Genomic DNA, 21,076 nt, shown 5'->3' on the forward strand with positions numbered 1-21,076 from the left:
CGTTATTGGGGCAGCGATTCGCCGCCAATGGCTGGCTGATCGTGTCGAGCGGCCGCATCATCTGCGGCAAAGAGAGTGGTACCACGGGTGCCCTGTAAAAGAACTTACAGGCTCTCGTCTCTCAGGGCTTTCGCCCCCTGAGCGACGAGGGCCTTTTTGTATGCGCAGCCAGGGATTCGACGTATTTTACGCATCGTTTAGGAGGATACCGCTATGATGGACGCCACCAAGTACGCACCCGGATACTACCCCGCACCCGCCGGCTATGACAGCTGGGTCAAGAAAGACCACATCGAGACCGCTCCCGCCTTCTGCAGCGTGGACCTGCGGGACGGCAACCAGGCTTTGATCGTCCCCATGAGCCTGGAGGAAAAAATCGAGTTCTTCCAGATGCTGGTCAAGATCGGCTTCAAGGAGATCGAAGTGGGTTTCCCCGCCGCCAGCGAGACCGAGTATGAGTTCCTGCGGACTTTGATCGAGCAGAACATGATCCCCGAGGACGTCACCGTCCAGGTTCTGACCCAGTGCCGCGACCACATCATCCGCCGTACCTTCGAGGCCGTCAAGGGCGCTCCCCGGGCCGTCATCCACTTCTACAACTCCACCTCGGTGGCCCAGCGGGAACAGGTGTTCCACAAGTCCAAGGATGAGATCAAACAGATCGCCATCGACGGCGCCAAGCTGGTCAAACAGCTGAGCGAGGAGTATGAGGGCAACTTCCTGTTTGAGTACAGCCCCGAGAGCTTCACCGGCACCGAGCCCGACTACGCTCTGGAAGTCTGCAACGCCGTCATCGACATCATGGAGCCCACCCCCGACCGTCCCATGATCATCAACCTGCCGGTCACGGTGGAAATGAGCATGCCCCACGTCTACGCCAGCCAGATCGAGTACTGCTCGGCCCACCTCCACAACCGGGACAGCGTCATCCTCTCCACCCATCCCCACAACGACCGCGGCACCGGCGTGGCCTGCGCCGAGCTGGCCGTCCTGGCGGGCGCACAGCGGATTGAGTGCTGCCTGTTCGGCAACGGCGAGCGCACCGGCAACGTGGACGCCATCACCCTGGCCCTGAATATGTACAGCCACGGCGTGGACCCCAAGCTGGACTTCTCCGACCTGCCCGCCATCTGCGAGACCTACGAGCGGGTCACCCGGATGCACGTCTATGAGCGCAGCCCCTACGCCGGCCAGCTGGTGTTCGCTGCCTTCTCGGGCAGCCATCAGGACGCCATCGCCAAGGGCATGAACTACCGCAAGGCCAACGGCGAGCACCGCTGGACCTGCCCCTATATCCCCATCGATCCCCACGACATCGGCCGTACCTACGACGCCGACGTCATCCGCATCAACAGCCAGAGCGGCAAGGGCGGCATCGGCTTTGTGCTGGAACAGAACTTCGGCTACAACCTGCCCGCCAAAATGCGGGAGGACCTGGGCTATAAGGTCAAGGCCGTGTCCGACCACAGCCACAAGGAACTGTCCGCCGCCGAGGTCTGCCGCATCTTTGAGCAGGAATACCTCAACAAGCAGAAACCCCTCAACGTGGCCGAGGCCCACTTCATCCAGAAGAGCGGCATCACCGCATCGGTCACCCTGGAGATGAACGGCTCCACCCGCGAAGTGGTGGCCATCGGCAACGGCCGTCTGGACGCTGTGGCCAACGCCATTCAGACCGCCACCGGCATGGACTTCCACCTGGAGCAGTACTCCGAGCACAGCCTGGACGGCGGCTCCACTTCCCGCGCCGCCTCCTATGTGGGCCTGGTCTGGGGCGACGGCACCACCACCTGGGGCGCCGGCACCGACACCGACATCATTGTGGCCGGTATCCGGGCGCTGGTGTCGGCCATCAACAACAAGTGAGAATGGATGAAGGGAGAACCATATCATGGGAATGACTCTGACGCAGAAGATTCTGGCCGCTCACGCGGGCCTGGACCAGGTCAAGGCCGGCCAGCTCATCAACGCCAAGCTGGACATCGTCCTGGGCAACGACATCACCACCCCGGTGGCCATCAACGAGTTTGAGAAGGCCGGCTTTGACAGCGTGTTCGACAAGGAGCACATCGCCATCGTCCTGGACCACTTCGTCCCCAACAAGGACATCAAGAGCGCCACCCAGTCCAAGCAGTGCCGCACCTTCGCCAACAAATACGACATCCTCAACTTCTACGACGTGGGCGAAATGGGCATTGAACACGCCCTCCTGCCCGAAAAAGGCATCGTCACCGCCGGCGACTGCATCATCGGCGCCGACAGCCACACCTGCACCTACGGCGCTCTGGGCGCCTTCTCTACCGGCGTAGGCTCCACCGACATGGCCGCCGGCATGGCCACCGGCATGGCTTGGTTCAAGGTTCCCGCCGCCATCCGGTTCGTCCTCACCGGCTCGCTGCCCGAGCGGGTCTCGGGCAAGGACCTGATCCTCTCCATCATCGGCCAGATCGGCGTGGACGGCGCTCTGTACAAGTCCATGGAGTTCACCGGCCCCGGCGTGGCCAGCCTCACCATGGAGGACCGTCTGTGCGTCTGCAACATGGCCATTGAGGCCGGCGCCAAGAACGGCATCTTCCCGGTGGACGAGGTGACCAAGGCCTATCTGGCCGGCCGCAGCCAGCGCACCCCCGTTTATTACGAGGCAGACCCCGACGCCGAGTACGAGCAGACCATCGAGATTGACCTGTCCGCCCTGGTGCCCACCGTCAGCTATCCCCACCTGCCCGAGAACACCCACCCCGCCAGCGAGGGCGGCGACATCAAGATCGATCAGGTGGTGATCGGCAGCTGCACCAACGGCCGTCTGGAGGACATGGAGGCCGCCTACAACATCCTCAAGGGCAAGCACATCGCCAAGGGCGTCCGGGGCATCATCATTCCGGCCACCATGGCAGTCTATAAAGAGTGCATCCGCCGCGGCTGGGCCGAGGCCTTCATCGATGCAGGCTGCATCGTCTCCACCCCCACCTGCGGCCCCTGCCTGGGCGGCTACATGGGCATCCTGGCCGAGGGCGAGCGCTGCGTCTCCACCACCAACCGCAACTTCGTGGGCCGCATGGGCCACGTCAAGAGCGAGGTCTACCTGGCCAGCCCGGCCACGGCAGCCGCCTCGGCCCTCACCGGCTACATCACCGACCCCCGCACGGTCTGACGACGAAAGGAGCACACTGCAATGAACGCGAAAGGTCATGTTTTCAAATATCCCGACAACGTGGACACCGACGTCATCATCCCGGCCCGCTACCTGAACACCCAGGACGCCAAAGAGCTGGCCTCCCACTGCATGGAGGACATCGACAAGGAATTTGTCGCCAAGGTCCAGCCCGGGGACGTGATGGTGGGCGGCTGGAACTTCGGCTGCGGCTCCTCCCGGGAGCACGCACCCCTGTGCATCAAGACCAGCGGCATCTCGGTGGTCATCGCCAAGAGCTTTGCACGTATTTTCTACCGCAACAGCATCAACATCGGCCTGCCCATCCTGGAGTGTGAGGCAGCCGCCGAGGCCATCGAGGCCGGCGACCTGGTGAGCGTGGACTTTGACACCGGCGTCATCACCGACGAGACCACCGGCGCGGTCTTCCAGGCCGAGCCGTTCCCGCCCTTCATCCAGGAGATCATCGCCGCCGGCGGCCTGATGAACTCCATCCAGGCCAAGAACGCCAAGTAAGAAAGGGATACCGCCATGGAAAAGAACATTGCCGTCATCTGGGGCGACTGCGCCAGCCCCGAGATTGTCCGCCAGGCCCTGCGGGTGCTGGATAAGGTCGCCGAGAAATACGGCCACACCTTCCACTACATTGACACCGCCATGGGCGGCGAGGCCATCGACAAATACGGCGACCCGCTGCCCCAGCACGAGCTGGACAAATGCCTGGCCGCCGACAGCGTTCTGCTGGGCGCGGTGGGCGGCCCCAAGTGGGAGGGAATGCCCGGCGACAAGCGCCCCGAAAAGGGCCTGCTGCGCCTGCGGGCCGGCATGGGCCTGTACTCCAACAGCCGCCCGGCCAAAATCTGGCCCCAGCTGGCCCCGGCCAGCCCCCTCAAGCCCGAGATTGTGGCCCAGGGGATTGACTTCATCATTGTACGGGAGCTGACCGGCGGCGTCTATTTCGGCGAGCACCGCACCGACACCCTGCCCAGCGGCGAAAAGCAGGCGGTGGACCTGATGCCTTATTCCGAGCACGAGATCGAGCGGATCGGCCGCATCGGCTTTGAGACGGCTCAGAAGCGCCGCAAAAAGCTGTGCTGTGTGGATAAGGCCAACGTTCTGGACACCAGCCGCCTGTGGCGTGCGGTGATGCACCGCCTCCAGGCCGAGTATCCCGATGTGGAGTACAGCGAGATGTTTGTGGACAACTGCGCCATGCAGATCGTCAAGAATCCCGCCCAGTTCGACGTCATCGTCACCGAGAATATGTTCGGCGACATCCTGTCGGATGAGGCTTCCATGATTACCGGTTCCATCGGCATGATTCCCTCCTCCTCGCTGGGCGAGGGGACCCGGGGCCTCTATGAGCCCATCCACGGCTCGGCCCCCGACATTGCCGGCAAAGACGTGGTCAACCCCACCGCCTGCATCCTGTCGGCAGCCATGATGCTGCGCTACAGCTTCGGGATGGCGGCCGAGGCCGACTGCATTGAGGCGGCCGTGGGCAAGGTGCTGGACGCCGGCCTGCGCACCGCCGACAACATGAGCGAAGGCTGCACCTGCCTGGGCTGCGCCGCCATGGGCGACGCCATCCTTCAGGCGATGGACTGAACGCTGCGATTTCCTGTTATTTGAGACAAAGGCCCCTGTCCGATGCGGCTCGGATGGGGGCCTTTGTCGTTTGGAAGGGGCCGGTCCGCGTCTCCGGCGGCGGTAGCCGGAATGCGTCGTGAAAGGATTTCATTTGACAAAACAGTTTATGTAATCTATACTGGTGTCTATCAGACCTTTTTACAGAAAGAGACACAGGGCGTCCCGGTCCTGTATTTTGTTGGGAGAGGGATTATGCTTACACTGGATAAAATCTACCACGCCGCCTTTGTGCTGAAGGACATCGCCCGCCGCACCGACCTGATCGAGGCACCCCTGCTGTCCAAGGACTGCCATCTCTACCTGAAAACCGAGAATCTCCAGGTGACCGGCAGTTTCAAGGTACGGGGCGCCTATTATAAGATCAGCCAGCTGTCGGAGGAGGAGCGCAGCCGGGGCGTCATTGCCTGTTCGGCGGGCAACCACGCCCAGGGCGTGGCCCTGGCCGCCACCCGCCGGGGGATCAAGAGCATTGTCTGCATGCCGGACGGCGCCCCCATCATGAAGGTGGAGAACACCAAGAACCTGGGCGCTGAGGTCTGTCTGGTGCCGGGCACCTACGACGACGCTCACGACAAGGCAGTGGAGCTCCAGGCCGAGACCGGCATGACCTTCATTCATCCCTACGACGACGAGCTGGTCATCGCAGGGCAGGGGACCATCGGTCTGGAGATTCTGGACCAGCTGCCCGACCTGGACGCAGTGATTGTGCCCATCGGCGGCGGCGGCCTGATTGCCGGCATCGCCTTCACCATCAAGTCCCTGCGGCCCGAGGTAAAGGTCTACGGCGTCCAGGCGGCGGGCGCGCCCAGCATGTACCAGTCGGTGCAGCAGCACAAGTATCAGACCCTGGACGCCGCTTCCACCTTTGCGGACGGCATCCAGGTCAAGACCCCCGGCGAGCTGACCTATGAAATGTGCGAAAAGTACGTGGACGAGGTGGTCACCGTCAGCGAGGACGAAATCGCAGCGGCCATCCTCTCCCTGATGGAGAACCAGAAGCTGGTGGCCGAGGGAGCCGGCGCGGTGCCGGTGGCGGCGGCCCTGTTCCACAAGCTGCCCATTCAGGGCAAGAAAGTGGTCTGTGTGGTGTCGGGCGGCAACATTGACGTCAACATCCTCAGCCGTGTCATCACCCGCGGTCTGGTGATGAGCGGGCGGAAGTCCAATCTGACCATTGCCCTGGAGGACAAGCCGGGCCAGCTGACCAAGGTATCCCGGATTGTGGCCGAGTGCGGCGGCAACGTGGTATCGGTTCAGTACGACGGTTCCGATCCCGACATGCCCATCTCCAGCTGCTTCCTCAAGCTGGGCATGGAGACCCGCGACGCCGCCCAGATCGAGCAGATCCGCACCGAGCTGGCCAAAGCCGGTTTCCAGCTGGTCGCCGAACGCACCTAATTCCGCTTTTTCGAGAAAAAGCTTGGCAAAAAGCTTCACCTGGTACCGCTGACTGCTGTGGTCCTCACAAGGCCCTGCCGGCGATAAGGTTCCAGCCGCTTTAAGAGGTTCCCGGCCTGCGGCCCTGTGAGTCCAGCGTCGTGCCAGTCTGATTTTTCGGTCTTTGCGTCTGCTTTTGAGAGAAAATGGGCAGACAGCCGCAGAAGCAGGTCAGGCGAAAGGGGACAGTTTCCCGGTAGCTTTATAAGGCTCCCGGCCTGCGGCCCTGTGAGTCCAGCGTGATGGGCCGGGCCGTTCTGTTTCGGATGATTTGGCACAGGGGCCTTCATTCGACGAATATACATCACCCAGGCGCAAGCCTGCCGCAAAAGGAGAACTTACCATGAACGTTGTTTCCACTTCCAACGCACCCGCCGCCATCGGTCCCTACAGCCAGGCTCTGGACCTGGGGGATCTGGTCTTTGTGTCGGGTCAGATTCCTGTGAACCCTGCCACCGGTTTGATGGCTGACACCGTGGAGGAGCAGGCCGCCCAGAGCCTGGCCAATATCAAGGCCATTCTGGCTGAGGCCGGCCTCACTATGGCCAACGTGGTCAAGACGGTGATTTTCCTAGCCGACATCAACGATTTCGCCGCAGTGAACCAGATCTACGCCCAGGCCTTCAGCGAGCCCTACCCCGCCCGCAGCTGCGTGCAGGTGGCCGCCATCCCCAAGGGCGCCAAGCTGGAGATCGAGTGCATCGCCAAGCGGTAACAAAAACCACAAAAGAAAAGGGACAGCGGTCGGATGACGCGCTGTCCTTTTTGTTTGTGCTGTGAGGGGAAATCAGGCCGGGATGCTGGCTGCGGCGGGGAGACTTTCGGTCTGGACGCCGGCCTCAGCGGTCTGGACCTGTTCCTCGGTGGGGTTCACAATGTCGTTGTGGGCCACATGGGTGCGCAGGTACTCCACCCAGGCGGTGTAGCCCGCGGGCAACAGATGGTAGCCGTCGGGCTGGGCGTATTCGGCTTTCAGGTCGCCGTTTTCGTCCGCCAGCACCTCCCAAAGATCCAGGAAGTAGCAGCCTTTTTCCACCGCCAGGGCCGCCAGGTCATTGTTGACCCGGATGAACCGCTCGGCATACATGCCGGCGTGCTTGGCGTCGGCGCTGACCTCGGGGCGCACCGGCGTGATGGACTGGACATAGATGTCCGCGTCCGGCAAAAGGTTCCGGATGCGGTCCAGCATCAGGCTGTAGTAGTTGAGGAAACTGGTGTAGTCGGTGTCCTGGGTCAGGACGTTGGTGCCCAGCAGAATGTACACGGATTCGGGGGCATAAGATACCATTGCATCCAGCGGCACTTCCTGGACGCCGTCCACCCGGGTGCAGGTGGTGCCGTTGACCACCGCGCTGGGGCCTACCCCGCGGTAGGCACAATAGTGGGCGTTGGGAAGGCCGGTGTCGTAGATCTGCAGGCCCTGGGTCAGGCTGTCTCCCAGAAAGACGGCGTTGTCAAAATAGCTCAGGTCCACCGGCGCGGTCTGGGTTTCGGGCATGGACGCCAGCCGGAAATCCATGGCGGTGGTAATGCCGTCGGTCAGTTTCTGGACGGTGAGGCTGGTCTGACGGGTGTAGCTGAGGGTACGCCATTCGGTGCTGGGCAGGGTCTGTTCCAGCAGGGTGACCTGGGGCGTTTTGTTTTCGCGGCGGGTGGGGTAGAGCTGACGCCACAGCACCCATACGCCGCACAGCAGCACCAGCATCAGAAACGCCAGCACGGTGGAAAACGTCCTGCGCCACCGCCTGTGCAGAACATGGCGGCGGTATTCCTGATAGTCTGCCATAGGGTCCTCCTTGCCCCGGTTTCCCGGGGACTTTTGATGATTGATTCTATTATACAGCGCCCGCCACCGCCGCGCAAGGCGGCAGGTGAATTTTGCCAGGGGGCGGCGGGGCCTTTCTTCCTGGCTTGATTTATGCTATACTTATAAAATAGGAATTCTTGACAGAAAGCAGGTAATTTGATGCGCACAGACCCTTCGCTGCATTATCTGGACAACGCGGCCACCACCATCGTGGACCCCGCGGTGGCCGATGTCATCCATACCGCCATGCTGGAGCACTGGGCCAACCCTTCCTCCCTCTACCGGCCCGGCGCCGAGAGCGAGGCGGCCCTCGGCCATGCCCGGGCCGCTCTGGCCCGCACCATCGGCTGCAAGAGCAAGGAGTTTTATTTCACCTCCTGCGGCAGCGAGGGAAACAACCTGGCCCTGCTGGGCGGCGCTCTCACCAAGACCTTTGGCAAAAAGATCATCTGCTCGGGGTTTGAGCATCCCAGCGTCCGCCGTCCTCTGGAGCAGCTGGCTTCCAGCGGCTGGCAGGTGGTGTTTGTGGCCCCTGAAGCCGATGGCCGGCTGGACGTGGACCGGATGCTGGAACAGGTGGACCGTTCCACCGTCCTGGTGGCCTGCATGATGGTGAACAACGAGACCGGCGCCCGCTGCGACGTGGAGCGCCTGGCCCGGGAGGCCAAAAAGATCAACTCCCGGGTGATGGTCCATGTGGACGGCGTCCAGGCCTGGATGCGGCTGCCGGTCAAGCTGGCGGACAGCGGCATCGACAGCTTCACCGTCAGCGGCCACAAGATTCACGCCCCCAAGGGGGTGGGCGGTTTGTTCCTCAGCGACAAGCTGATCCAGAGCTTCCGGCCGCCCTATCTGGGAGGCGAGCAGGAGCGGGGCATCCGGCCCGGCACCGAGAACCTGCCCTATGCCCTGGGCCTGGCGGCGGCCGCCCAAAAGCTGGCCCCCACCCTGCGGGAGCGCACCGCCCGTGTGCGGGAGCTGAATGACCGGCTGCGGACCGGACTGGCGGCCTTCCCCACGGTGGAGATCAACAGCCCCGCCGACGGCGTGCCTGAAATCCTGAATTTCAGCCAGAACCGGATCAAGAGCGAGACCATGCTGGCCTGGCTGGCCGAGGCAAAGGTGTATGTCTCCTCGGCGTCGGCCTGCGGCCGGGGCGAGCCTAGCCATACATTGGCGGTCATGGGCCGCAGCGATCGGGCCATCGACACCGCCATCCGGGTGTCCTTCTGCGCCGATAACACCCCCGAGGATGTGGACGCCTTCCTGGAGCGGTTTGAGGCCGGCATGAAAACCCTGGCGTCCTTTTAAAGGAACCGGAAACGGCCGGTCCGGCCCGGGCCGGACTGGCTTTTGTTTTGACAGATTGTTATAGTAGGAGAATGTATATGCAGGAAGTAATCATTGGCTACCAGGGCGAAATGTCCCTCAAGGGCCTCAACCGGAATCAATTTGAGTCCGCTCTCATGAAAATTCTGCGCTTCCGGCTGAAGGACGCCGGCAAGTTCAACGTCTGGTGCGCCCAGTCCACCTTTTACATGGAGCCGGAGGAGGACGGGGCCGACCTGGACCTGGCCTTTGAGCGGGTGAGCAAGGTGTTCGGCCTGGCGGCAGTCAGCCGCAGCGCCGTCTGTGAAAAGGATTTTGACGCCATCTGCCGCACCGCCGAGTCCTATCTGGGAGACAGCCTGCGCCATGCCGTCACCTTTAAGGTGGAGGCCCGCCGTTCGGACAAGACCTTCCCCATGGACAGCCCCGCCCTGATGCGGGAGCTGGGCGCCTATCTGCTGGAGCGTCATCCCCGGCTGAAGGTGGACGTCCACAACCCGGACTGCAAGGTGATTGTGGAAATCCGGGACCGCGGGGCCTACGTCCACGGACCCAAGACCCCCGGCGAGGGCGGTCTGCCGGTGGGCACCAGCGGCCGCGCCCTGAATATGCTGTCGGGCGGCATTGACAGCCCGGTGGCGGCCTACCGGATGGCCAAGCGGGGTCTGGCGCTGGATCACATCCACTTCGCTTCGCCTCCCTATACCTCTGAGCGGGCCCGCCGCAAGGTGATCGCCCTGGCCCAGCGCACCACCGTCTACACCGGCAGCTGCAACCTGTTTGTGGTGCCCTATACCCGGCCCCAGGAGTATATCCGGGACAACGCTCCCGCCATGCTTTTCACCGTCCTGATGCGCCGCAGCATGATGCGGATTGCGGGCCAGATCGCCCAGCGCCAGGGCTGCGAAGCCCTCATCACCGGCGAGAGCCTGGCCCAGGTGGCCAGCCAGACCGTCCACGCCCTCCGCTGCACCGATGCAGCTCAGGACCTGCCGGTGCTGCGCCCCCTGATCGGCATGGACAAGACCGAGATTGTGGAGACCGCCCGGCACATCGGCACCTTTGAGACCAGCATCCTGCCCTATGAGGACTGCTGCACCATCTTCACCCCGCCCCACCCCAAACTCCGTCCCACCCTGGAGGAGATTCTGGAGGCGGAGGCCGCCATGCCCGGCCTGGCCCAGCTGGAGGCCGAGGCGGCGGCCCAGACCGAGCGGCTGCGCATCCGCATCAATGACGAGCTGGAGCTGGAAGACTGAGGGGAGGCCGAGCCATGACGGCAGAAATCATCAGCGTGGGCACCGAGCTGCTGCTGGGGAATATCCTGAACACCAATGCCCAGTTCCTCAGCCAGGAGCTGGCCCAGCTGGGCATCACCGTCCAGCGCCAGAGCACCGTGGGGGATAACCATGAGCGGCTGGCCGACTGGGTGCGGGAGGCCAAGGACCGCTGCGACCTGCTGGTTTTCACCGGCGGGCTGGGGCCCACCGACGACGACCTGACCAAGGAGACGGTGGCGGCCTGCTACGGGGATACGCTGGTCTTTGATCCCGAGGAGTGGGAGAAGATCGTGAGCTTTTTCACCCGGATGGGCCGTCAGACCACCCCCAACAACCGCAAACAGGCCATGGTGCCCGTTCGCGGCCGGAAAATCCCCAACGCCCACGGCACCGCGCCGGGGGCCTGGTTTGAGCAGGACGGCCGCTGCGCCGTCCTGATGCCGGGGGTGCCGGCCGAGATGAAAGCCATGTGGGCGGAACAGGTCCGGCCCTGGCTGCTGGCCCGGCAGAACTGCACCCTTCACTCCCTGACGCTGCGGGTTCTGGGGGGCGAGAGCGAGATTGAATACCGTGTGCGGCACCTGCTCAGCAGCCCCAACCCCACCGCGGCCATCTACTGCAAGACCGGCGAGAGCGAAATCCGCATCACCGCCCGGGCGGCCAGCGACCAGGACGGGGAGGCCATGTGCCGGGCATATGCCAAAAAGTTCTATGATATTCTTGGCGACGCGGTGTATGATGAAGATGTACCTGGTTTGGCGCATACCGTGATCCACACCCTGGAGGCCAAGGGCATGACCCTGGCCACCGCCGAGAGCTGCACCGGCGGCCTCATCGCCCAGCAGCTCACCGCAGTGCCGGGGGCAAGCCACGTGTTCGGCTATGGCTTTGTGACCTATTGGGAACAGGCCAAGGCCCGGCTGCTGGGGGTGGACCCGGCGGTGATTGAGCGCTACAACGTGGTGTCGGGACCGGTGGCGGCCCAGATGGCGCTGGGCGCCCGGCAGGCTGCCGGCGCGGATCTGGCGGTCTCGGTCACCGGGCTGGCAGGCCCGGGGGGCGGCGACCAAGTGCGCCCGGTGGGCACCGTCTATATTGCCGGTGCCACAGAGGACGGCGTTTGGGTGGAGAAATTCCACTACGTCCGCTCGGGGCGGGAAAATGTCCGGGCCCGGGCGGCCCATGCGGCCCTGGAGCTGGCCCTGCGGCTGATGCAGGGCAAGGCCCCGGCGGGCTGCTGCCGCCTGACGGCCGAGGACTGCACCCGGCCTGAGGCGCTGGAGGCACTGGACCAGGCGTTGATCTTATAAGGTCCATCTGAAACCCTTCAGCGCGCCATCACCCTTGCCGGACCGGCTTTCAGATGCACCGCAGAAAGCGACAGGAGGAATGCAAGGATGGATGGGGCAAATGAGAGCTGGGTGCTCCGGTTTTTTGGTGTACAGGAGGCGGAGGTGTGCCGGGCCGCCTCCGGCCTGGCGGGCCGGTATGGCCTGACTCAGGTGGAGAGCCGGTCCCAGGGGCCCGAGACCCTTCTGGCCCTGACGGCCCCGGCCCCCGCGCTGCACAAGGCGGAGGGACGGCTGCGCCGGACCTTTCGGGCGGGGCTGTACGGCACAGGGGAACAGACCCTGGCCGATTGTGCCGCCCGGGCTCTGGTGAAGCGGGACCGTCTGCTGGCCTGTGGGGACAAGCTGGCCCTGGAACTGCTGGCCCCCCGGCTGGAAGGGCGGGACGGGGTGGACCGCGTCTTTGACTTTGGGGCGGGCAGCTGTGAGGACCCTGACGCCGCCGCGCGAATCGAGGCCCTGGCCCTCCGGCGGGACAAAAAGGAAACCGCCGGCCCGGTGGCCCGGGAGCTGGACCGCCTGCGGGCAACCCTCAAGGTGACAAAGGCCGATCTGGCGGCGGGGGCTCTTTCGATGGAGAAGCGCACCCTGGTGGCGGTGGCCGGCCGGAAGGGCAGCTGGTTCTATCTGGCCGGCGCGGGGGAAAATCCCGCCCTCTGGCTGCTGGATATCCTGCGCCGTGCCGCCGAAGGCCGCCGCCAGTCCCCGGAAGTGTGCTTTGTGCCCCGGGGCAAACGGCCAGGCCCCCTGTGGGAGGCCCAGGCGGCCCCCGCCGAATCCGCTGCCCCTGGGGAGGAAGAAACGCCGGAAAACCCTGCCTCAACAGAGACAAGCCTCCCGGCGCCGCAGACGCATCGCCGCCGCTGGCCGGCGCGCCTGGCCTTTGTGCTGGGGGTGGTGGCTCTGGCAGGTCTGGCGGCCGCCCTGCGGGTGACCGACGGAGACCTGACCGCCCTGCCCAGCCTGGTGCAGAGCATGATGGAGGGGAGCCAGCTGCCGGCCCATTCGGGGGCGGCCCTGATCTGAATTTGAGAAAAATCCGCTGTTCCGTGCCGGATATCGGCAGGAATGGGCGGATTTTTTGTTTTGGGCCCAAAAAAAAGCCCCCTGCCGGCGGGCAGAGGGCGCAGAAAAGCGGATTAGAATTTTTTCCAAGTCTCGGGGGCGAACAGGAGCAGCAGGGGGAACAGCTCCAGACGTCCGGCCAGCATGTCGAAGGTCAGCACCAGCTTGGAAAAGCCGGAGTAGATGGAGAAGTTGGCGGTGGGACCTACGGCCGCCAGGCCGGGGCCGATGTTGTTGAAGGTGGCGGCCACGGCGGTGAAGTTGGTGGTGAAGTCGTAGCCGTCCAGGCTGATCAGCAGCACCGACGACGCAAACAGGATGATGTAGGCCGCCATGAACACGTTGATGGACCGGAGGGTCTCGTGGTTGATGGGCTTGCCGTCCACCCGGATGGGGGTGACTGCGTTGGGATGGACGGTTTGAAGCACCTCTTTGCGGATGCTCTTGGCCAGAACCATCAGACGGCTGATCTTCATGCCGCCGCCGGTACTGCCGGCGCAGGCGCCAATGAACATCAGGGCCACCAGGATGCTTTTGGAGAAGGAGGGCCACAGGTCAAAGTCGCAGCTGGAGAAACCGGTGGTGGTGATGATGGAGGCCACCTGGAAGGCGGCCTGCTGCATCGCGGTGAGGAAGCTGGGGAACAGGTCCCGGATGTTCCAGCTGATGAGCAGGATGGATGCGGCGATGACCGCCAGATACCACCGGACTTCCTCGATGGCGAAGGCCTTTTTGAACTTGCGGCGGGTCAGATAGAAATAGACGCTGAAGTTGACGCCGAACAGGATCATAAAGATGGTGACCACCACCTGGATGTAGGTGGAGTAGCTGCCCAGGCTGTCGTTCAGGACGCCGAAGCCGCCGGTGCCTGCGGTGCCGAAGGTCAGCAGCAGGGAGTCCATCAGGGGACAGCCGCCCGCCAACATGAACAGAATCTGAAGAGCGGTCATGCCCAAATAGATGGTGTAGAGGATTTTGGCGGTGGCCTGGACCGAGGGCACCATTTTTTCCACCTGGGGGCCGGGGCTTTCGGCCTTCATCAGGTTGACATGGCTGCCGCCGGTCAGGGGCATCACCGCCAGCAGAAACACCAGAATGCCCATGCCGCCGATCCAGTGGGTGAAGCTGCGCCAGAACAAAATGCCCATGGGCAGGCTCTCCACGTCGGCCAGCACCGAGGCACCGGTGGTGGTAAAGCCCGACACCGTCTCAAACAGAGCCTCGATGGGGTTGGGGATGGCCCCCGACAGGACAAAGGGAATGGCGCCCATGATACTGATGACAATCCAGGTCAGGGCGGCGGTGGCGCAGCTCTCCCGCATATGGAAGATCTTGCTGCGGGGTTTCAGGAAGGTGAGGGAAAGGCCGATCACAAAGCAGAGGGCCACGGTGAAAAGGAAAATCCACAGGATATCCCATTCGCTGTACAGAGCGCTGACCAGGGCCGGCAGGCACAGCAGGCCGCCCTCGCACAGCAGAATATAGCCCAAAAGCCGGAAAACAACAGCATAATTCATCGGCGTGCGCTCCCTTGTCCGGCCGCGATGTCCCGCAGGTCATGGAGGCCATGCTGCAGGGTCACCACGATGACAGTATCGCCCACCTGGATGGTGTCGCCGCCCCGGGGAATGATGATCCGGTCGCCCCGGGCGATGCAGCACAGCAGCAGATTGGGTTTCAGAGACAGGCTGCTCAGGGGGACGCCGGTGACGGCGCTGTTTTCGTGGACGGTGAATTCCAGCGCCTCCACCCGGTCGTCCAGAATGCGGTAGAGGGTCTTGATGTTGCTGCCGGCCTCGTTCTGGAGGGCGCGGACGTACTGGACGATGAAGTCGCAGGTCATGTACTTGGGATAGATGATGCTGCCCAGGTCAAAACTGGAGAGCATATCGTCGAATTCCAGCCGGTTGATCTTGGTGACCCGCTTGGCGCGGGAGTGGTTGCTGGCAAAGAGGGACAGCAGGATGTTTTCCTCGTCCATGTTGGTGAGGGAGACAAAGGCCTCGGTGGAGTCCAGGCCCTCGGACAGCAAAAAACTGCGGTTGGAGCCGTCGGCACAGAGGATCTGGGCCTGGGGCAGTTCCTCAGCCAGATAGTCGCAGCGGTTCAGGTCCCGCTCGATGATGCGGACCTTGACGTTGTCCGCCAGCAGGGACTTGCTCAGGTAGAAGGCGATGGCGCCGCCGCCCACGATCATGGCGTTTTTCACCGGCTTGACCGGGATGCCCAGCTTGAGGAAGAACTGGTGGGCCTTTTCCTGGGTGGCCAGGAAGGTGACCAGGTCGCCGCTGCGCAGCACAAAGCTGCCGTCGGGAATGGTTACCGTCTTGCCCCGTTCCACCGCGCAGACCAGAATGTCGCATCCCAGCCGGGAGGGGATGTCCCGGATGGGCATGCCGTCCAGGCCGTGGGGTTCCAGCAGGGCGAACTTGATCAGGCGGACCCGGCCGTCGGCGAAGGTGTCGATCTTGGTGGCGCCGGGGAACCGCAGCAGCCGCGAAATCTCAGCGGCGGCGGCCATCTCGGGGTTGATGATGGCCGAGATGCCGGTCTGCTGGCGGATAAAGTCCAGCTCGTGGCTGTAGGACGGGTTGCGGACCCGGGCGATGGTGTGGCGGCTGCCTGCCTTTTTGGCGAACATGCAGCACAGCAGGTTCAGCTCGTCCGAACCGGTGATGGCGATAAAGACGTCGTTGTCCTCGATGCCGGCCTCGGACAGGGTGGCAATGGAGGAACCGTTGCCCACCACGCCCAAAACATCGTAGTTCTGGACGATTTGTTCCACGCGGGCCTTGTTGGTGTCCACCACCGTGACGCTGTGGCCTTCCTCGCTGAGCTGACGGGCCAGGGCCGTGCCCACTTTGCCGCCGCCCACAAGTATGATTTTCATGCGTTAAGCATCCTTTCCAGTTGATTCAGACCGGGGGTAGGGCCGCCCGGTCACATTAATAATATATTAACATAATTTGTGGGAAAGGTCTATATCCAGCGGCAAGAAGAAAGCCCCTGTCCGGGCGGGACAGGGGCGAAACTGCGCGAAAAAACGGGGAACATCAGAAGGGCCGGTAGAAGAACCAGCGGTTGCCGCAGCAGCAGTTGCACAGCAGGTTCAACAGGATCATGGACCAGCACCACCGCATGATGCCGCCGCCGGCGTTGGTGTAGGTGGTCTGGGTCCGGTAGGTTTGGCCCGGATTCTGCAGCCGGTTCAGGTGAGAGCGGTACTCGGTGTTGTTGGGGTCCAGCTGGACGGCCCGGCGGGCGTCCTGCAGAGCGTCGATGCTGCGGCCCAGGCCCTGGTTGGCCAGGCTGGACAGATAGTACCAGCGGGCGTTCCGGTCCCGCTGGGAGTCCAGCACCCGGCGGGCCTCGGCGTAGCGGCCGTTGACGATGAAGTTGCGGGCGGCCTGGATCTCAGCCGGGTCGCTGCTGGAACTGCTGGGGCCCCGCTGCTGCTGGGTGTAGCCGTATCCGCCAAACCCAAAGCCGAAGGGGTCAAACCCATAGAAGCCATCCTCAAAGCCGCCCTGCTGGTAGCCCTGCTGATAACTCTGCTGACTGTATCCGCCATAGCCCTGCTGGCTGTAGCCGCCGGCGCTCTGGGGGCCGGTATCCCCCTTCATGATGGCGTCGTAGGCGGCCTGCACCTCTTTGAAGTGTTCCTCGGCGGTGGGGTCGTCGGGGTTCAGGTCGGGGTGCCAGCGCTTGCACTTGGCGCGGTAGGCTTTCTTGATCTCTTCCTCACTGGCGCCGCGCTGGACGCCAAGAACCTCATAGGGATCTTTCATCGAATAACTTCCTCACAACTCTCTATCGCAATGTGGAAAAGGAGCGCGCAGGCCGCCGCCCATGAGCGGGAAACACCCGCGCTCCCGGAAAGGTCTTCACAATCTCATCTATTTTATCGTATACAGGCTCAAAAAGCAAGCCCCACACCGCACAAGAAGGCTCAGCGGGGCTGTTTTCGGCTGTTTTTCACGTTGTATTTGAGCCAGATGCCGGAGTACAGGATGTTTTCCAGCAGATCGACGTCCTCGACGCAGGGCAGCCGCCGGAAGGCGGCCGCAGCCTGGGCCAGAAGCAGCTCGAAGATTTCCCGCATCTGGTTTTCATAGTCCGGCTCGGCGGACAGGCTGCGCAGAGGATTGTAGGAACCCTTCCGCTTGTCCCGCTCCAGGTCGTCCCAGGCGTCCAGGAGATAGATATATTTGCCGATGCTGTAGCCGATGGTGCGCAGCTCGCCGGACCAGCGGTCCTGCTTGTAGTCGAACAGCTCGGCCATCAGACCCCCGAAGGACCCCGACACCAAATCCAGGTCCTCGCAGCCGTCGGCCTCATAGGCGGCCAGCTGGGCCAGGCCGGTGGTGATGGCCTGGCAGGCCCGGGGCCAGCGGGCCTCGGCGTCCCGGCGGCGCTGGTCCAGCAGCTTCATATATCCAAGGCCCAGAGGGCTGCGGTCGTCCTCCCATTTGTCCTTGGCGCTGTAATAATGAAGGGCCAGGCCGATGTCGGCACAGTAATCGGTGGGGCCGCTGTACCGCCAGTGGATGGGCCGGATGGGATGCACCGGGCAGCGGCCGGTCTCGGCCACCGCCGGCGTCTCGCCCTCGTACAGGCTGGACAGCAGCAGGTTCAAAAAGGTCAGGTCGTAGCTCAAGGTCATCCGGCCAGCCATGCCATGGAGGGCCGCAGCCCGGCGGCACAGCCCGCAATAGGCGGTGCGGTAGCGGTCCCGGGCTTCGGGGGTCATGGCCTGCTGGTCGGGAATGATATAGCCGAACATATCAGCTCTTCTTGATGAACTGGGTGCCGCACCGGGGGCAGGAAATTTCGATCCGGCCCCGGCCCGTGGGCACGCGCAGCATCTGGCGGCACTTGGGGCACCGGAAATAGCGGTAGGTCTTGCGGTCGTCCCAGCGGCGCTTGATGCCGCGGAACTTGCCGGCCACCCGCTCTTTCAGGTTGTAGAAGCGGTAGTTCTCCTCGGTACGGCGGGAGATGTTGCGGCTGAAGGTGCGGAAATAGCAGTAGATCAGCGCGGCCAGGCCCAGCCAGGTGAAGATGCCCCAGCCGGTGACCAGCGAGAGCAGCAGCAGGACCACGGCCAGAATGCTCAGAAACTGATTGAGCGCATCGGTGCCGTAGCGGCCGGCCATAAATTGACGGATTTTCTCACGCATATGTGTATAAGCCCCCATGTCTTTGAAAAATAAATTGTGAACGTCGGAATCCAAACCGGAAAGCTGGGGCGGCACAGATCTGCACCGCCCCAGGGCCCTCCGGGCACTGGATGCGCAGAGGAATGCCTGTTAAATTTAGTATGCCAGCTGGAAATGATCAAATTTTGAACAGACTGCAAAGCAAACGTAAAAAGCGGGCGGAGTCTGGGTTTTTATCAGGCTTCACGCCGCCGGATGATGACCGAGACCTCGGTGTCCAGGGCGCCCTCCATTTTGCAGTGGAGGGTGGCCCGGCCGGCCACCCCGTCGGTGGCCAGATAGGTGCCCGCCATGCCGCCCCGCAGGGGAACCACCGAGGGGCCGATCAGCTTGGCGGGGCCCTCCACCGACAGTTGGACCGCCTCGCTGCAATAGGGCAGGAGGCTGCCGTTCTGGTCGATGGCCCGGAGGGACACCGCGGCGCAGTCCCAGGTGGGGCCGTCGGTAAGGATGGCGTTGCGGACGGTGCATTCCAGGCGGACCCGCTGGGCGGGTTCCTGCACCACCGTGCGGGCCACACGGCCCTTCCACACCGCATCAAACCGGTAGGAGGCGGTGGGGCCGCCCAGCACCCCGATATAGGTCTGGTACAGCCGGATCAGGTGGGACTCGTCCATCCGCAGAGCCCGCAGCAGCCGGCCCAGACGGGCCCGCAGCAGGGGAGAGGGAATGTTGGGGTCCCGGCGCATGGCGTTGAGACAGCCGGCCAGCTGGACCGCTTCGCTGTGGGCGATGCCCTCGTATTTTTCCAGCAGGGAGCCCACAAAGTCGTCGATCTGGATGGGCGGATAGGGCAGGGCGGCAAACCGGCCCTGACGGTCGGGGGAGAATTCGGCGATGAAATCCCCGTTGCGGTACACCCGCACCGTGTCGGCGTTGGTGAAAGCCCAGCATCCGCCGGGATATCCGGCGGGCATATCCCCGAAGGCGGCCGCCGGGGATACCTCCAGCACGATGTCGGAGGGGACCCGGGGCGGCTTCTGGCTGGCAAAGACGGCGGCGGCCAGCTTGGGGTTGCGAAACAGGTCCAGCACGCCCTGATAGCTGACCCGGTCCCCGCTGCCGTAGGCCGGATGGGTGTTGTAGTCGGTCATGCACCAGCCAAAGCTGCCGGCCACCCCCTGCTGGGCGGCGGCATCGTTGAGGACGGCGCCGTAGCGCAGGGCCTGGCTCAGCCGCTGGGCGTTGCCGTCAAAACTCTTGGTGGGGTACATCATCCCGCCGTAGCCGCTGATGAGGTAGCCGCGGCGCAGGTCCGGGGTGACCGATGCCCGGGGCAGACAGCCCGGCCCCGCCCCGGCAAAGGAAAAGTCGTCGTAGGCGTAGACGTCCTCCAGCAACTGGCCCTTTTTGGCCCGGTGGGTGCCCGCCGTGGGGCGGGTGGGGTCCAGGCGGCGGGCCGCCTCGTTGGTCTTTTTATAGAAGGCTTCGTCGTCGGCGCTGCCCGGCACCCGCACGCCCCACAAAAAGACGCTGGGGTGGTTGCGGTACTGACAGACCATCTCGCGGCAGTTCTGAAGAGCCTGGGCTTTCCAGGCAGGGCCGCCAATGTGCTGCTGCCCCGGCATTTCCACAAAGGCCAGCAAACCCAGCTCGTCGCAGGCGTCCAGGAAAGCCGGGCTGGGCGGACAGACGCACCGCACCGCGTTGCAGCCCAGCTCCTTGCGGAGAATCTGGGCGTCCAGGCGCTGGATGCTGTCGGGCATGGCGTAGCCCTGGTAGGGATAGCTCTGGGGACGAACCAGACCCCGCAGATGGGTGCGGACCCCGTTGAGGTACAGCCCGCCCGCCACAAACTGGATGGTGCGGAAGCCGAACCGGATCACCTTCTGGTCCAGAGCCCGGTCGGGCAGGCCGCTGGTGCCGGGGCGGATCAGCCGCACGGTGAGGGTATAGCGGGTGGGGTGCTCACAGCTCCAGGGCTGGACCCCGTTCAGGGTGCCGTTGATGGGCAGGGAGAGCTCGCCCACATAGGCGGCCCGCCGCCCCGACGGGGAGCGGATTTCGGCCTCCAGGGTGCAGCCCACCGTCTCGCCCTCGGCGGCGGAGTAAATGCGGAAAGACCCGTCGGCCCCCGCCTGGATGAACACATCCCGCAGCCAGGCGTTTTCCTTGACGTCCAGGGACACCCCGCGGTAGAGGCCGCCGTAGGTCAGGGTCTCGGTCTGGCCGCCGAAGGGGGGAATGTCCAGCGTTTCCCGGCTGTCGCACCGGACCACCAGAATGTTTTCCTGCCCCAGCCGGACTGCATTGGTGAGGTTGACGGTGAAGGCGGTGTACCCGCAGGCGTGATGCCCCACCCGCTGGCCGTTGCAGTAGACGGTGGCGTCGTGGGCCGCCGCGCCGAAGGTCAAAAGCAGGGTGCGGCCCTCCCAGCTCTTGGGCGCAGTGAACACACGCCGGTAGCCGCTGACCAGCTGGTAGTCGTTTTCGTTGCAGTAATTGAAGGGCAGCACTTTGACGGTGTGGGGCAGCCGCACCGGCTCCAGATCCAGGCCGCCGATCTCCGGCCCCAGCAGGGCCGGGTCATAGCGGGGGGTGAAAAACCAACCGTCGTTCCAGTCGTAATGTTCGATGCGTTCCATCTGTTGCAGACTCCTTGACCGGTCAGGATAGACCAAATTTAGCACAAAAATTCATTTTTATCTTAACACAAAGATATGAACGAATAAAGAATGTAAATCCCCAGGAGCAAGATTTTTTGGCGAAAACGGGGACAAATCCGCACCACCCCCCGCCAAGGCTTGACAAGTCCGGCCTGCTCTGTAATAATGAAAGGAACAACGTAC

17 protein-coding genes and 1 other annotated feature (1 of these 18 only partly in view) are annotated in these 21,076 nt (G+C 63.6%); of the genes, 10 read left to right on the plus strand and 7 right to left on the minus strand.

Features of this window, described 5'->3' with window-relative positions:
- Positions 1–125: a binding site (T-box leader), on the plus strand; it begins 147 nt to the left of the window's first position.
- Positions 126–213: 88 nt separating this feature from the next.
- From B5F27_RS01050 to B5F27_RS01075, 6 genes are all read left to right on the plus strand, one after another.
- Positions 214–1,866, plus strand: coding sequence for a 2-isopropylmalate synthase (locus B5F27_RS01050; RefSeq protein WP_087246463.1), 1,653 nt, complete (start codon positions 214–216; stop codon positions 1,864–1,866).
- A 25-nt stretch (positions 1,867–1,891) separates the two neighbouring features.
- Positions 1,892–3,151 carry a 3-isopropylmalate dehydratase large subunit gene (leuC, locus tag B5F27_RS01055; RefSeq protein WP_087364020.1) on the plus strand — a complete coding sequence of 420 codons (1,260 nt, stop codon included), beginning with the start codon at positions 1,892–1,894 and terminating at the stop codon, positions 3,149–3,151.
- Positions 3,152–3,172: 21 nt separating this feature from the next.
- Positions 3,173–3,667, plus strand: coding sequence for a 3-isopropylmalate dehydratase small subunit (gene leuD / locus B5F27_RS01060; RefSeq protein WP_087246465.1), 495 nt, complete (start codon positions 3,173–3,175; stop codon positions 3,665–3,667).
- Between the two features lie 15 nt (positions 3,668–3,682).
- Positions 3,683–4,759, plus strand: a complete 1,077-nt coding sequence (gene leuB, locus B5F27_RS01065; RefSeq protein ID WP_087246466.1) for a 3-isopropylmalate dehydrogenase — start codon at positions 3,683–3,685, stop codon at positions 4,757–4,759.
- Between the two features lie 234 nt (positions 4,760–4,993).
- A complete protein-coding gene (ilvA, locus tag B5F27_RS01070; RefSeq protein ID WP_087364023.1) occupies positions 4,994–6,199 on the plus strand; it encodes a threonine ammonia-lyase in 1,206 nt (401 codons plus the stop codon).
- Between the two features lie 382 nt (positions 6,200–6,581).
- Positions 6,582–6,953 (plus strand): RidA family protein, encoded by a 372-nt coding sequence (locus B5F27_RS01075; RefSeq protein ID WP_087364026.1) that lies wholly within the window; start codon positions 6,582–6,584, stop codon positions 6,951–6,953.
- Positions 6,954–7,025: 72 nt separating this feature from the next.
- Here B5F27_RS01075 and B5F27_RS01080 read toward each other — a convergent pair whose 3' ends face one another.
- Positions 7,026–8,024, minus strand: coding sequence for a GDSL-type esterase/lipase family protein (locus B5F27_RS01080; RefSeq protein WP_087246469.1), 999 nt, complete (start codon positions 8,022–8,024; stop codon positions 7,026–7,028).
- Positions 8,025–8,204: 180 nt separating this feature from the next.
- On the opposite strand from B5F27_RS01080, the gene B5F27_RS01085 reads away from it, so the two are divergent.
- The 4 genes from B5F27_RS01085 (at position 8,205) to B5F27_RS01100 (ending at position 13,029) form a co-directional block, all read left to right on the plus strand.
- Positions 8,205–9,356 (plus strand): cysteine desulfurase family protein, encoded by a 1,152-nt coding sequence (locus tag B5F27_RS01085; protein WP_087364029.1) that lies wholly within the window; start codon positions 8,205–8,207, stop codon positions 9,354–9,356.
- A gap of 77 nt (positions 9,357–9,433) precedes the next feature.
- Entirely contained in the window at positions 9,434–10,633 is a 1,200-nt protein-coding gene (thiI, locus tag B5F27_RS01090; protein ID WP_087246471.1) for a tRNA uracil 4-sulfurtransferase ThiI, read from the plus strand.
- Positions 10,634–10,647: 14 nt separating this feature from the next.
- Positions 10,648–11,964, plus strand: a complete 1,317-nt coding sequence (locus tag B5F27_RS01095; RefSeq protein ID WP_087364032.1) for a competence/damage-inducible protein A — start codon at positions 10,648–10,650, stop codon at positions 11,962–11,964.
- Positions 11,965–12,051: 87 nt separating this feature from the next.
- Positions 12,052–13,029, plus strand: a complete 978-nt coding sequence (locus B5F27_RS01100; protein WP_087364035.1) for a hypothetical protein — start codon at positions 12,052–12,054, stop codon at positions 13,027–13,029.
- A 113-nt stretch (positions 13,030–13,142) separates the two neighbouring features.
- Here B5F27_RS01100 and B5F27_RS01105 read toward each other — a convergent pair whose 3' ends face one another.
- From B5F27_RS01105 to B5F27_RS01130, 6 genes are all read right to left on the minus strand, one after another.
- Positions 13,143–14,585: a TrkH family potassium uptake protein gene (locus tag B5F27_RS01105; protein WP_087364038.1), complete on the minus strand. Its 1,443-nt coding sequence runs from the start codon at positions 14,583–14,585 to the stop codon at positions 13,143–13,145.
- A complete protein-coding gene (trkA, locus tag B5F27_RS01110; protein WP_087246475.1) occupies positions 14,582–15,958 on the minus strand; it encodes a Trk system potassium transporter TrkA in 1,377 nt (458 codons plus the stop codon). The genes B5F27_RS01105 and trkA overlap by 4 nt, the downstream gene beginning before the upstream one ends.
- Before the next feature lie 163 nt (positions 15,959–16,121).
- Positions 16,122–16,856, minus strand: a complete 735-nt coding sequence (locus B5F27_RS01115; RefSeq protein WP_087246476.1) for a J domain-containing protein — start codon at positions 16,854–16,856, stop codon at positions 16,122–16,124.
- A gap of 161 nt (positions 16,857–17,017) precedes the next feature.
- Entirely contained in the window at positions 17,018–17,851 is an 834-nt protein-coding gene (locus B5F27_RS01120) for a DUF5685 family protein (protein WP_087364041.1), read from the minus strand.
- A gap of 1 nt (position 17,852) precedes the next feature.
- Positions 17,853–18,248, minus strand: coding sequence for a hypothetical protein (locus tag B5F27_RS01125; protein ID WP_087364044.1), 396 nt, complete (start codon positions 18,246–18,248; stop codon positions 17,853–17,855).
- A gap of 215 nt (positions 18,249–18,463) precedes the next feature.
- Entirely contained in the window at positions 18,464–20,872 is a 2,409-nt protein-coding gene (locus tag B5F27_RS01130; protein WP_242962020.1) for a glycoside hydrolase family 2 TIM barrel-domain containing protein, read from the minus strand.
- Between the last annotated feature and the right edge of the window lie 204 nt (positions 20,873–21,076).

The organism is Faecalibacterium sp. An192 (genome assembly GCF_002160175.1).
Classification (GTDB): Bacteria; Bacillota; Clostridia; order Oscillospirales; family Ruminococcaceae; genus Faecalibacterium.